At 44.7% G+C, this 14,371-nt stretch carries 6 protein-coding genes, 2 tRNA genes, 2 rRNA genes and 1 riboswitch; of the genes, 4 read left to right on the forward strand and 6 right to left on the reverse strand.

Features of this window, described 5'->3' with window-relative positions; genetic code table 11:
* Positions 1–28: 28 nt before the first annotated feature.
* Both uvrA and ATB74_RS15725 read left to right on the forward strand, forming a co-directional pair.
* A complete protein-coding gene (gene uvrA, locus ATB74_RS15720) occupies positions 29–2,860 on the forward strand; it encodes an excinuclease ABC subunit UvrA (protein WP_061019115.1) in 2,832 nt (943 codons plus the stop codon).
* Positions 2,861–2,956: 96 nt separating this feature from the next.
* Positions 2,957–4,720: a PglL family O-oligosaccharyltransferase gene (locus ATB74_RS15725; RefSeq protein WP_061019116.1), complete on the forward strand. Its 1,764-nt coding sequence runs from the start codon at positions 2,957–2,959 to the stop codon at positions 4,718–4,720.
* 101 nt (positions 4,721–4,821) lie between these two features.
* On the opposite strand, the gene ATB74_RS15730 is transcribed toward ATB74_RS15725, so the two are convergent.
* The gene (locus ATB74_RS15730; protein ID WP_061019117.1) at positions 4,822–5,961 is read right to left on the reverse strand and encodes a pyridoxal-phosphate-dependent aminotransferase family protein; all 1,140 of its coding nucleotides are present in this window, start codon (positions 5,959–5,961) and stop codon (positions 4,822–4,824) included.
* A gap of 176 nt (positions 5,962–6,137) precedes the next feature.
* Positions 6,138–6,315: riboswitch (Lysine riboswitch) on the forward strand.
* Positions 6,316–6,423: 108 nt separating this feature from the next.
* Between ATB74_RS15730 and lysC the strand changes: the two genes are divergently transcribed.
* Positions 6,424–7,791 carry a lysine-sensitive aspartokinase 3 gene (gene lysC, locus ATB74_RS15735; protein ID WP_061019118.1) on the forward strand — a complete coding sequence of 456 codons (1,368 nt, stop codon included), beginning with the start codon at positions 6,424–6,426 and terminating at the stop codon, positions 7,789–7,791.
* Between the two features lie 116 nt (positions 7,792–7,907).
* Here lysC and metH read toward each other — a convergent pair whose 3' ends face one another.
* Positions 7,908–11,585, reverse strand: a complete 3,678-nt coding sequence (gene metH / locus ATB74_RS15740) for a methionine synthase (protein ID WP_061019119.1) — start codon at positions 11,583–11,585, stop codon at positions 7,908–7,910.
* 169 nt (positions 11,586–11,754) lie between these two features.
* Here metH and ATB74_RS15745 point away from each other — a divergent pair, with 169 nt between their 5' ends.
* A complete protein-coding gene (locus ATB74_RS15745) occupies positions 11,755–13,035 on the forward strand; it encodes a cation:proton antiporter (RefSeq protein WP_017061334.1) in 1,281 nt (426 codons plus the stop codon).
* Positions 13,036–13,767: 732 nt separating this feature from the next.
* Here the strand turns inward: ATB74_RS15745 and ATB74_RS15750 are convergent.
* From ATB74_RS15750 to ATB74_RS15765, 4 genes are all read right to left on the reverse strand, one after another.
* Positions 13,768–13,844, reverse strand: a tRNA-Trp gene (locus tag ATB74_RS15750).
* Positions 13,845–13,904: 60 nt separating this feature from the next.
* A tRNA-Asp gene (locus tag ATB74_RS15755) sits at positions 13,905–13,981 on the reverse strand.
* A gap of 43 nt (positions 13,982–14,024) precedes the next feature.
* A 5S ribosomal RNA gene (gene rrf / locus ATB74_RS15760) occupies positions 14,025–14,140 on the reverse strand.
* 129 nt (positions 14,141–14,269) lie between these two features.
* Positions 14,270–14,371: ribosomal RNA gene (locus tag ATB74_RS15765) — 23S ribosomal RNA — on the reverse strand; the annotation flags it as partial.

Consider the following 14,371-nt stretch of genomic DNA (forward strand, 5'->3'; position numbering starts at 1 on the left):
GCCACTTAAAATTACATGGTCTATTGAGATGGATAAAATAGAAATCAGAGGCGCTCGTACGCATAACCTCAAAGACGTCAACCTAACCATTCCTCGTGACAAACTGACTGTCATCACCGGGCTATCCGGTTCAGGAAAGTCGTCACTTGCGTTTGATACACTCTACGCAGAAGGACAGCGCCGTTATGTTGAGTCTTTATCCGCCTACGCTCGTCAATTCCTATCTCTTATGGAAAAGCCTGATGTCGACCACATTGAAGGCCTGTCTCCTGCGATCTCAATAGAACAAAAATCGACGTCACATAACCCTCGCTCAACCGTCGGTACTATTACTGAAGTCTATGACTACCTTAGATTACTGTACGCGCGAGTTGGCGAACCTCGCTGTCCAGATCACAATATCCCCCTCGCGGCGCAAACTATCAGCCAAATGGTCGATAAGGTATTAGAACTGCCTGAAGGCTCAAAGATGATGTTAATGGCACCGATCGTCAAAGAGCGCAAAGGCGAGCATGTTAAAACACTGGAAAACTTAGCTGCGCAAGGCTTTATCCGTGCGCGAATTGATGGTGAAACCTGTGATCTATCCGATCCACCAGCACTTGAACTTCATAAGAAGCACACCATTGAAGTCGTGGTTGACCGATTTAAGGTACGCCCAGATCTACAACAACGCTTGGCTGAATCTTTTGAAACAACACTGGAGCTATCTGGCGGTATTGCGGTTGTTGGCTGGATGGACCAAACAGATCAAGAAGAGATCGTATTTTCTGCTAACTTCGCTTGTCCAAAGTGTGGCTACAGCATGCAAGAGCTTGAGCCTCGCCTATTCTCTTTCAATAATCCAGCAGGGGCATGTGGTACTTGTGATGGCCTTGGGGTTCAACAGTATTTTGATCCAAGCCGAGTGATTTTAGATGAAAACCTAAGCATTGCAGAAGGTGCGATCAAAGGTTGGGATCAAAAGAACTACTACTATTTCCAAATGCTCACATCGCTATCAGAACATTATGGTTTTGATCTGTATGCGCCATTTAATTCTCTACCGAAAAAGACTCAAGAGATCATTCTAAAAGGATCAGGTCGTACTGAAGTGGAATTCAAGTACATCAATGACCGAGGTGATATTCGAGTTAAACGTCATCCATTCGAGGGCATTTTAAATACCTTAGAGCGCCGTTATCGTGATACTGAATCTAGCGCGGTGCGTGAAGATCTCGCCAAGTACATCTCAACCAAGTCTTGTTCAAGTTGTGATGGCACTCGCTTAAGATTAGAAGCTCGAAATGTTTTCATTGGTGATACAACACTGCCGGAAATCGTTGAACTGAGCATTGCTGACGCACTACAATTTTTCCAAGAATTGAAGTTAGACGGTCAGCGTGGGCAGATCGCAGATAAAGTGATGAAAGAGATCAATGACCGTCTGCATTTCTTAGTCAACGTTGGTTTGAACTACCTTAACCTATCACGCAGTGCTGAGACGCTGTCTGGTGGTGAGGCGCAACGTATTCGTTTGGCGAGCCAAATCGGTGCCGGTTTAGTTGGCGTTATGTATGTACTGGATGAACCATCGATTGGCCTCCACCAGCGCGATAATGAACGTCTACTGCAAACTTTGATACACCTCAGAGACTTAGGTAATACCGTGCTTGTCGTGGAACATGACGAAGATGCAATTCGTTGTGCTGACCATGTTATCGATATCGGTCCAGGCGCAGGGGTGCACGGTGGTCACGTAGTGGCAGAAGGTACCATGCAAGACATCATCGAAAACCCGAACTCTTTGACAGGCCAATACCTGAGCGGTGCTAAAGAAATTGCAGTACCTGAAAAGAGAACGCCTATCGACAAGAAAAAGGTCGTAGAGATCGTTGGCGCAACAGGAAACAACCTAAAGAATGTGACCGCGACAATTCCTGTTGGATTGTTCAGTTGTATTACGGGTGTATCAGGTTCGGGTAAATCAACGCTGATCAATGACACCTTCTTTAAAGTCGCCCACACTCAATTAAACGGTGCAACAACCGCAGTTCCAGCACAGCACAAAAAGATTAAAGGGTTAGAGCATTTCGACAAAGTGATCGATATTGACCAAAGCCCTATCGGTCGCACCCCTAGATCAAATCCTGCGACCTACACCGGTATTTTCACCCCTATCCGAGAGTTATTCGCAGGCACTCAGGAATCACGTTCTCGTGGTTACAAGCCAGGTCGATTCAGCTTTAACGTTCGTGGTGGTCGTTGTGAGGCTTGTCAGGGAGACGGCGTAATCAAGGTAGAGATGCACTTCTTACCCGATGTATATGTGCCTTGTGATGTGTGTAAAGGTAAACGCTATAACCGTGAAACTCTAGAAGTTCGCTACAAAGGCAAAACCATTGACGAAGTTCTTGAGATGACCGTAGAAGATGCGCGTGAGTTCTTCAATCCAGTACCAGTGATTGCACGTAAACTGCAAACACTCATGGACGTAGGTCTATCTTACATTCGCTTGGGGCAAGCAGCGACAACCTTGTCTGGTGGTGAAGCCCAGCGTGTTAAATTGGCGCGTGAACTATCGAAACGAGACACAGGGAAAACATTATACATTCTAGATGAGCCAACAACAGGTCTTCATTTCCACGATATCCAGCAACTGTTAACTGTATTACATAGACTGCGCGATCACGGTAATACGGTTGTCGTGATTGAACACAACTTAGATGTCGTTAAAACAGCAGACTGGATCCTAGATCTTGGCCCAGAAGGTGGGCAAGGTGGTGGTGAGATTGTTGCAGAAGGTACACCTGAAGATGTGGCATTAGTCGAAGGTTCACACACAGCTCGCTTTCTTAAGCCTATGTTAAATTTGAAGTAGGTGTAAAATAGCGCCCTGCGAGCAGACAGAAAAATGTTAAAGTAACAGAGCTTGTTTCAAAAGGAACAAGCTCTGTTTTTATAAGGTTAGGGATTTATGGCAACAATACACACTAGCGGTACCCAGCTAGAAAATCAGGTCACTCAGCTACCACTCAATAAAGCATTTCTGGCTTCTTTAGCTGTTGTATTCTTGTTAGCCATGCATTTTTTCATGCCTAATCCTGGAGGCTCGGGCCTTGCTCTATCCTTTAACCCTACCACTTGGCTGGCGCTAAGCTTCACGCTAGCAATTGGCTTTTACCAACTCGCGACCAATCGAGTACTCAAGTATTCCAAGTTAACGGTTGGCTTGTTGATTAGCTGTATCATACTCACGCTACCCATTTTATACAGCAATGCTGCACCTCAAGGAGCGTCAGGACGCTTGCTTGGATTATGGGCGGGCTTTGCCCTATTTGTGGTGCTGCAGCAATTTAAGTTCAGCAATAAACACAAGCAACGTATGTTGTGGTTCATTGTGCTTGCTGTTGTTATACAAGCACTATTTGGCTATGTGCAATATTTCTTATTAGAACCTGGCAACCTATTTGGCTACAACACTGCTGCAAACCGACCATATGGGATATTCCAACAACCGAATGTAATGGCAAGCTTTCTTGCTACTGGTTTTGTGCTGTCCGCTTATCTTTTAGCAAGGCAGCCTGCTAAATATAACCATAAGATCAGCGAATCATTCCTACTGTATTTAACTCCAACCTTAACCGTCCCCTTGTTGATTATCATCGCTTCTCGTACTGGTTGGCTTGCGGCTGGAATAGGATTGATATGTATCCTGCCTTATCTTTACAAGTTCTCGACAAGAAAACGCTTCTACGGATGGTGTATATCAGTAGTGGCTGGTATCGCTGTTGCGTTTACGGTTATTAACTTGAGCGCTACAGATAGCCTGGCAAGCAAAAGAACCAATCTAGAAAGTCCACGAGCTTACACCTTCCCGCAAACGTTAGACATGTTGGTAGAGAAGCCATTTACTGGTTACGGCTACGGCAAATTTGAGTCTGAATACACGCTATATACGGCTCGCCAACATCAACTCAACTCGAACTATCACCCAGGTCTCCCTTCAATGGATCACCCGCACAATGAGTTCCTGTTTTGGGGAGTAGAAGGTGGTATTGTGCCAATCATCGGCCTCTTGATTGCCGCGGCGTTGGTGATGTCACGCATAGCAAGTTCAGCAAAGGGAACGCGTCTAGCCCTGCTCGCGTTATTCATCCCAATCCTTTTGCACTCTCAACTCGAGTATCCTTTTTACCACTCGGCGATTCACTGGATAACATTCATTATATTGATTTACTGGGTCGATCAACGCTCTTCCCGACACTATCAACAGCCGTTCAGCATAATTAGCAAAACACTATTTAGAGTGACCTGCTTAGTGTTACCAATTCTGGTGAGTGTTTACATGTTGAGTGCGCTACACACCAACTATGTACTGACCAAATTTGAGCTATCTAAACCTAAAAACCCAGATATTCTCAAACAAGTCACCAACCCTGTGGTTTGGAAAGATCGCTACGATTGGGATATATACAGCACCTACCTAAACATTGGTCTTTATAAAGGCGACCCTAGCCTTATTCAGCCCTACGTTGATTGGTCACTAGAGATCATAAAGAGTAAACCAAGACCAGCGTTCTACAGTAACCTGATCCTTGCTTACCAAGGTTTAGGGGAAGAAAGCAAAGCGGAACAAATCCGTAGTGAAGCAAAGTTTTTATTTCCAGACAGAGACTTTTCACAGGTTCAATACAAGAAAATATCTCAAGCAGAAAACAATGTCTCATCGGCAGAATAGCTAAGGACTAGAGAGATGTAACTATTGCATCTTATTTTTAAAACAAACACAAAAAAGCGCACGAGGATCGTGCGCTTTTCTTTGAAACGAGTCTAATTCTATTATTTAAGTACGTCTTGCAGCGCTTTAAGACACAGCGCGACATTCTCTTTGCGAGCACCGTAGCCCATCAAGCCGATACGCCATGCCTTACCAGCCAAAGAACCTAACCCAGCACCAATTTCAAGGTTATATTCTTCTAAAAGCTGCGTTCTGATCTTAGCCTCATCAATGCCTTCAGGGAAATACAGCGCGTTAAGCTGCGGAAGGCGACTCTCTTCATCAACCACAAACTTTAATCCTAGAGCTTCTACACCTTCTTTAAGCTCTTGGTGCATTGCATGATGACGAGACCACGCATTATCTAGGCCTTCATTTTTCAACAAAACCAGCGACTCATGCAGAGCATAGAGGCTATTTACAGGTGCAGTATGGTGGTAACTACGCTTACCTTCTCCACTCCAGTAACCTAGTACTAAACTTTGATCCAAGAACCAGCTTTGCACTGGCGCTTGGCGGGCTTTCATTTTATCAACAGCACGCTGAGAGAAAGTCACCGGAGATAGCCCTGGCACACAAGACAGACACTTTTGGCTGCCAGAATAAACCGCATCAAGCTGCCACTCATCAACCAGCAATGGCACACCACCTAATGATGTCACTGCATCAACAATCGTTAACGCATCAAATTGACGAGCGATAGCTGAGATAGCTTGAGCATCAGATAGCGCTCCAGTAGACGTCTCTGCATGCACAAATGCAACAGCAACAGCATCGGGATTTTCTGCCAATGCTTGTTCTACCTTTTCAACTGAAACGGGCTTGCCCCACTCGTCATCAACAAGAATGGCTTCGCCACCACAACGCACCACGTTTTCTCGCATACGCTCACCGAAGACACCGTTACGACAAACGATCACCTTTTCACCAGGCTCAATCAAGTTAACAAAACAGGTCTCCATACCCGCACTGCCCGGAGCAGAAACGGCAATCGTAAATTCGTTTTCCGTCTGAAAAGCGTATTTAAGAAGTTGTTTAAGCTCATCCATCATCGCAATAAACAGCGGATCTAGGTGACCTATGGTAGGACGGCTCAAAGCCTGCAGCACTTGAGGTGAGATATCAGAAGGACCTGGTCCCATTAACGTTCGGTGTGGTGGATAAAAGCTATCGATAGCAGTAGTGAGTGTTAAATTAGACATGTACATCCCTTACGTTAATGTTGTGAACAATCCACCCTAAAGCAAATTGATTATCTCAGCAATTAGCCATAAGTATTGAGGTCAAACCACTGTCACATAATTGTTAAAATTATTTTTCAATTATCTCAAGTTACAGATTGACATTGTTACTGCAAACACGTTCAATGAAATGGCTATCTAGCAGAAGAGGAGCACTGCCCAGGCAGGTGTTTTGTGGAACCGCATTTCCAATACAAAACATTTAGGGGGAGCAGTGCCGAGATAATAAAAGGATGCAGGACCTTTATTATCGGTTGAGCGGGCTGAATCCCGTCAACTGTCGCCATTTCTATATGGTGAAGAGCTTCTGAGGTTACTATTCTAATAATTCCTCTCTTTTTGCTCTAAAACTCTCTTCGAAAAACATCGGACGTTGGATTACCCAACCGTAATTTTATTTTAGGAAGTCGTGGGAGATATATCGTGAGTGCATCTAATGTAGCTGGTTCTTTTAATGTCGCTAAGTTTGGCGGAACAAGTGTTGCCAACTTTGAAGCCATGAGCCGCTGTGCTGCCATTATTGAAAACAACTCAAATACCAAATTAGTCGTGAGTAGTGCATGTTCTGGTGTGACCAATTTGCTGGTTGAACTGGCGAATGGTGTTCAAGACAAAGCTCGTCGTCAGGAACTAATGACGCAATTAACGGACATTCATAATGCGATTCTTGACCAACTCGCAGACCCAATCAGCATCGAGAAAGAAGTTCACTGCATCCTTGATGACATTGCGAGCGCAGCAGAAGCTGCATCATTTCAAACAAGTACCAAACTGACCGATCACCTTGTTGCATGCGGTGAGTTGATGTCGACACATATCCTTGCTCAAATCCTTCGCGAACGTGGTACACCCGCAGTCCGTTTCGATATTAGAGAAGTGATGCGTACTAACGATGATTTTGGTAAAGCAGAGCCTCAGCTAGAAAATATCGCCGCTCTAGCACAAGAAAAACTTATCCCACTTTGCCAACAACAAGTTGTCGTTACCCAAGGCTTTATCGGCGCTGATAGTGAAGGCAACACCACGACTTTAGGTCGCGGGGGCAGTGATTATTCGGCTGCACTGATTGCCGAATCAGTACAAGCAATTGGCTTAGAAATTTGGACGGATGTTCCGGGGATCTACACTACCGATCCACGCATCGCACCGAAAGCATCTCCTATCCCAGAGATCAGCTTCAGTGAAGCATCGGAAATGGCAAACTTTGGTGCGAAGATCTTACACCCATCGACTCTAGTACCCGCACTACGCCACCAAATCCCGGTATTTGTTGGATCTTCTAAAGCACCAGAGTTAGGTGGCACTTGGATTCGTCAAGAAGTTGAGAGCTCTCCTCTGTTTAGAGCGCTTGCCCTACGCTGCAACCAAACTATGGTTACGTTACGTAGCGCTAATATGTTTCATGCGTATGGTTTTTTGGCAAAAGTGTTCGAGATCCTTGCTAAGCATAAAATCTCGGTCGATCTTATCACTACCTCAGAGATCAGTGTGTCACTCACTCTCGATCAAACTGACACATCAGGTGGTGCTCCAGAGTTACCAGAAGCCGCTCGCCTTGAACTTGAAGAGCTGTGTTCTGTCGATATTGAGCACGATCTATGTCTTGTTGCTCTTATTGGTAATAACATGAGTGAAAGCAAAGGCTATGCGAAGCAGGTATTCGGTACTCTAGAAGATTTCAACCTACGTATGATTTGTTACGGAGCAAGCCCACACAACCTGTGCTTCTTGTTGGATGAATCTGTATCTAAACTCGCAATTCAAAAACTGCATCAAGAGCTATTTGAATAAGGAAGCGGTTAATAGGTTGGTTTGAATTAACCACATCACAAATACAAAAAGGGTTGCTATTAAGCAACCCTTTCTCTTTTTTACTTTACGAATCAAAGCTCGCTATAGTCTAAAAGTTAGTTAATGTTTGGCCCTAACCACTTCTCGGCTTCTAACATGTCCCAACCTTTACGGTCAGCATAGCTATCCACTTGATCCTGTTGAATCTGGGCAATTGCGAAGTATCTAGCATCAGGGTGTGAGAAATACATACCAGACACCGAAGCACCTGGCCACATTGCATAGCTCGTGGTTAACGACATGTCGATTGCCTTTTCAACATCCATCAACTCCCACAAAGTGCCTTTCTCTGTATGCTCTGGGCAAGCAGGGTAACCCGGGGCAGGGCGAATACCTTGGTATTTTTCTCGAATCAAATCGTCGTTAGACAAATCCTCATCTGGCGAGTAACCCCAAATATCCTTTCTCACTTCTTTATGCAGATACTCCGCGAACGCTTCAGCCAATCGGTCAGCAACCGCCTGAATCATGATTGCGTTGTAGTCATCACCATTGGCTTTGTATTCATCAGCCAGCTCACGCTCACCAATACCTCCCGTTACCGCAAAACCACCAATCCAGTCCGCTTTACCACTTTCTTTTGGCGCAATGTAATCTGACAGGCAATAGTTAAAGCCTTTTGGTTTCTCTGTCTGTTGACGAAGGTTGTGTAGAACCTTTAGGACTTCGGTGCGAGATTCATCGGTATACACCTCAATATCATCACCAACACTGTTTGCTGGGAACATGGCACACATGCCACGCGCTTCAAGCAACTTATCTTTCTCTACGCGATCCAGTAAATCATTGGCATCTTTGAATAAACGTTTTGCTTCTTCACCCACTTCTTCATGATCGAGAATGGCTGGGTATTTACCAACCAATGACCATGTCATAAAGAATGGAGTCCAATCGATGTACTGACGCAAAGTCGCCACATCAAAATCTTTGAAAATGTGAACTCCCGGTTTAGCGGGTGCCGGCGGCGTATACGCATCCCAATCGATAGCGACTTTATTGGCACGAGCTTTCTCTAGTGTGACAGGCTTAGTGCGCGGCTTCTTACGATTGTGCTGATCTCGAACGCGATCATAGTCGATATCCAGCTTCTCAACGAAAGCGGGCTTCAATTCATCAGAAAGTAGTGAAGTACAAACACCCACAGCTCGCGAGGCATTGTTTACGTATACAACAGGCTCTGAATAATTTTGTTCAATCTTAACTGCTGTGTGAGCTTTAGATGTGGTTGCACCGCCAATCAGAAGAGGCAGCTTGAAACCCTGTCTTTCCATCTCTTTAGCAACATGTACCATTTCATCAAGAGACGGTGTAATCAGTCCAGACAGGCCAATAATGTCGACATTCTCTTCTTTAGCTACCTTGAGAATCTTCTCACAAGAAACCATTACGCCTAAATCGATAATCTCGTAGTTATTACACTGTAAAACCACACCAACGATATTTTTACCGATATCGTGAACATCGCCTTTAACAGTCGCTAACAAAATCTTACCGTTAGTTGCGCCCACTTCTTTGGATGCATTGATGAATGGTTCTAAGTGGGCAACCGCTTGTTTCATCACACGCGCAGACTTTACAACCTGTGGTAAGAACATCTTACCTTCACCAAATAGGTCACCAACAACGTTCATGCCGTCCATCAGAGGACCTTCAATCACTTCAATAGGACGAGAGGCATTAACACGAGCTTCTTCGGTATCTTCAACAATAAAGTCGGTGATACCTTTTACCAAAGAGTGCTCTAAACGCTTCTCTACAGGCCAAGTTCGCCACTCTAACGCAGATTTATCTTCAACCTTGCCGACTGCACGCTCTAGATATTCAGTAGCCATATCCAGCAAGCGCTCCGTCGAATCATCACGGCGGTTTAGTACTACATCTTCTACGGCGTCACGCAGGTCTTCTGGAACATTATCGTAAATTTCTAATTGACCAGCGTTTACAATGCCCATATCCATACCGTTCTTAAAACAGTGGTATAGGAATACTGCGTGGATTGCCTCACGAACGTAATTGTTGCCGCGGAATGAGAACGACACGTTCGACACGCCACCAGAGATCATCGCATGTGGCAGATCGCGTTTGATGTCCCCAACTGCCTCAATGAAATCAACCGCATAGTTATTGTGTTCATCGATACCAGTAGCCACTGCGAAGATGTTCGGGTCAAAAATGATATCTTCTGGCGGGAAACCAACTTCATCAATAAGAATGTTGTAGGCATTGGTACAGATCTCGACTTTGCGTTCTCGAGTATCGGCTTGTCCAACTTCATCAAACGCCATCACGATGACGGCTGCACCATAGCGACGAACTAACTTGGCTTGCTCGACAAACTTCTCTTTACCTTCTTTTAGAGATATTGAGTTAACAATGCCTTTGCCTTGAATACATTTCAGACCAGCTTCGATAACTTCCCACTTAGAAGAGTCGACCATGACTGGCACTTTCGATATCTCTGGTTCAGACGCACATAGATTAAGGAATTTAACCATACACGCCTCAGCATCTAGCATCCCTTCATCCATGTTGATATCGATAATTTGAGCACCGTTCTCAACTTGCTCTCGAGCAACACTCAAGGCTTCATCGTAAAGCTCTTCCTTAATAAGGCGCTTAAAGCGAGCTGAGCCCGTAACATTGGTACGCTCACCCACATTCACGAATAAAGATTCTTTAGCAATCGTCAGAGGCTCTAGCCCCGAAAGGCGACAAGAAACCGGTAAGTCTGGCAATTGACGCGGCGTTACACCTTCAACAGCCTCAGCCATTTGGCGGATATGCTCTGGAGTAGTGCCACAACAACCACCAATTAGGTTCAAGAAACCACTTTCAGCCCATTCTTTAACGTGTTCGGCCATATCTTCAGGAGAAAGGTCATACTCACCAAATGCGTTAGGTAACCCCGCGTTAGGGTGAGCCGAAACATTGCATTCTGAGATGCGAGACATCTCGCCAACATACTCACGCAGTTCGTCAGGGCCTAGAGCACAATTCAGTCCAAATGAGATAGGTTTAACATGACGAAGGGCATTATAGAATGCTTCTGTTGTCTGCCCTGAAAGCGTACGACCTGATGCATCAGTGATGGTACCGGAGATCATCACTGGAAGAGTAGTACCCACTTCTTCAAAAACAGATTCAACGGCAAAAGCACACGCTTTCGCGTTCAACGTATCGAAGATAGTCTCGATAAGAATAAGATCTGAGCCACCCTTAATCAGCGCACGGGTCGATTCAGAATAGGCTTCAACCAATTCGTCAAAGCTAACATTACGGTACCCTGGATCATTTACATCAGGCGAGATAGAACAAGTTCGGTTGGTTGGGCCTAACACACCCGCAACAAAGCGAGGCTTGTCTGGAGTCTTTGCTGTCCACTCATCAGCCGCGTCACGAGCAAGCTTGGCAGCAGCAAAGTTAATTTCTTCACTAAGGCTTTCCATATCATAGTCGGCCATAGCGATGGTTGTAGCGTTAAAGGTATTGGTTTCGAGGATGTCAGCCCCAGCTTCCAAGTATTTTGAATGGATATCTTTGATAAGCTTAGGCTGCGTAAGAACTAAAAGGTCATTGTTGCCTTTTAAGTCACTGTGCCAATCAGCAAAGCGTTCACCACGATAGTCTTGCTCTTCCAATTTATAATCCTGAATCATGGTACCCATGCCACCATCAATCAGTAAAATTCGTTGCTTCAACAGAGCGTCAATCTTTTGCCTTACATTACTTCCCACGGTACAACCTCATTCCTTTAATTATCCCTCCATCCTATCACACATTAAAAAGGAGTCTAGACGTCTAAAAAATGAAATTGATTACCGACTCATGACAAAAAAATGTTTGCTATTTGAGCATGAGACAACGAAAATTCATATTCATACTTTGTTACATATTGGAATCCCAATGTCGGTCTATTACACCTTATGCTTCTTGTCCGCTGCAGCCATGCTTATTGCTTTCGTGAATACCAAAATTGGTAAAATGCAGACAACCATCGCCATCACAGCTGGCTCAATGATGTTATCTCTATTGATTATCATTGCGGGACAAAACAATTGGTTCCAATTGGCTGACATCGCCTCAGAAACCGTTGCCAGTATCAACTTTGAAGATTTCTTACTTAAGGGAATCTTGGGGTTCTTGCTCTTTGCCGGTGGTTTGGGGATTAAATTACCAAACCTAAAAGACCAGAAGTGGGAAATAACAGTACTCGCATTAGGTGCAACACTGTTTTCAACCTTCTTTATCGGTTTTGTACTTTACGGGTTCTGTCAGTTCATTGGTATTCAATTTGATCTAATTTACTGTCTACTGTTTGGCTCTCTAATCTCCCCAACCGATCCAATTGCCGTGTTAGCAATAGTAAAGAAGCTAGATGCTCCAAGAAGAATCTCTACTCAAATCGAGGGAGAATCTCTATTCAACGATGGTTTTGGCTTAGTTATCTTCGTAACCCTATTTACTATCGCATTCGGCACAGAAGCGCCGACTGTTGGCAGTGTTACCATGTTATTCGTCCAAGAGGCGATTGGCGGCATCGTCTACGGTTTTGTTTTAGGTCTTGTATTCCATTACCTAATCAGCAACACCGATGACCACTCGATGGAGTTGCTATTAACCATCGGTATCCCAACTGCTGGTTATGCGTTTGCTGAAGTTCTACATGTATCAGGACCATTAGCAATGGTGGTATCAGGTATCATGATTGGTAACTGGACTCGCTTTATCGGATTCTCAAAAGAGAGTGAAGATCACCTAGATCATTTCTGGGAATTGATAGATGAATTCTTAAACGGCGTATTATTCCTGTTAATTGGTATGTCGATGCTGCTATTCAAATTCCACCAAGAAGACTGGATCTTAATGGCGTTCGCAGTCCCTCTAGTATTGAGTGCACGCTACTTGAGTGTTTTCTTGTCTTACATCGGATTTAAACGCTTTAGAACTTACAACCCATGGTCGATTAAGATTCTAACTTGGGGTGGCTTGCGTGGTGGTTTAGCATTAGCGATGGCACTTTCAATCCCTTCTGGTATCTGGGTAATTGAAGACAAAGCAATAGATGTAAAAGAGATAATCCTTGTCATGACATATGCAGTTGTTGTGTTCTCTATTCTAGTTCAAGGCTCAACAATCACTCCTATGATAGAGAAAGCAAAACAAGCAGAGAAAGAGCTAGATTAACACCTAGATAGATCAACCAAGGCCGCCTACTTTAGGTGGCCTTTTTTATACGTAATGAAAGTCAAACTCACCAATTCCCTCACTGAAGCTATCGCTGAAGGGTATACGTGGAACATAGAGCTTGTATCGATATTTGATACCGCTAGTATTTGAGTAATCAAAAACTTTAATGTGGGGGAGGACTAAATTTGGCCAGAACTCTTTCTGGAGGTTAAGTCATACAGAGAACTCGTTCTTCTGCGCCATCGCTAGTCTACCGATAAACCACTTCCAAGATTATATAAGTATCAATCGACGGCCTCACCTTTCACCTGGAAACACAAATAACGGGACTCAATGTCTCGCTAGAGTAGCGTTAGTTATTAACTAGCAGAGCTACAGAAGCAAAATGATTGTTGAGCTAAAGGAGTACTTGGTGCTTCCAGCGTTACTTCTAATAAAGGCCTCTAGCATTTCTGCCGGGACGCGCAGTCTAGAACCTTAAATATGGCAGGGTTCGAATGAGCCGGCACTTCGGAGATTCGACCGAGCTGACGAGCCTGGGAGACGTCTAGTTCACCCAAGTCCCAGCCTTTTTACTGAGGCTTTGTGTATGGCAGGAGTAGAGGCCTCCCCCCCCCAAAAAAAAAACACGTGCTGTTTTGATAAGTCGGAGAATCCGCTGCTTTGCTAATGGCGTATATTAGATTCAGAAAGCAAAAAGGCTCTAGCATTTCTGCTAGAGCCTTAATATGGCAGGGGTGGAGAGATTCGAACTCCCAACACGCGGATTTGGAATCCGCTGCTCTGCCAATTGGAGCTACACCCCTAAAACTTTTTACTACTTCAGATTCGAAAAAACCTCGCACTAGGCGAGGTTATCGAATAAGTGGCGGAGTGGACGGGACTCGAACCCGCGACCCCCGGCGTGACAGGCCGGTATTCTAACCAACTGAACTACCACTCCGCAGTGGAATACTTGTCGTCGCTGACAAGTGTTCAAATTTAAAGCCTGGCGATGTCCTACTCTCACATGGGGAAGCCCCACACTACCATCGGCGCTATTGTGTTTCACTTCTGAGTTCGGCATGGAATCAGGTGGGTCCACAATGCTATGGTCGCCAAGCAAATTTTGCTTTTACTTTCAGCTTTTTTAAAAACTGAAGGCAAAATAATCTGGAAAACTGTATTTAAAAGTCTCTTTCAAACTCATTCAAGGTCTGTCTTTGAGTCCACAAAACCCCTTGGGTGTTGTATGGTTAAGCCTCACGGGCAATTAGTACAGGTTAGCTCAATGCCTCGCAGCACTTACACACCCTGCCTATCAACGTCGTAGTCTACGACAACCCTTTAGGAC

This window comes from Vibrio splendidus (assembly GCF_001557875.1).
Classification (GTDB): domain Bacteria; phylum Pseudomonadota; class Gammaproteobacteria; order Enterobacterales; family Vibrionaceae; genus Vibrio; species Vibrio splendidus_F.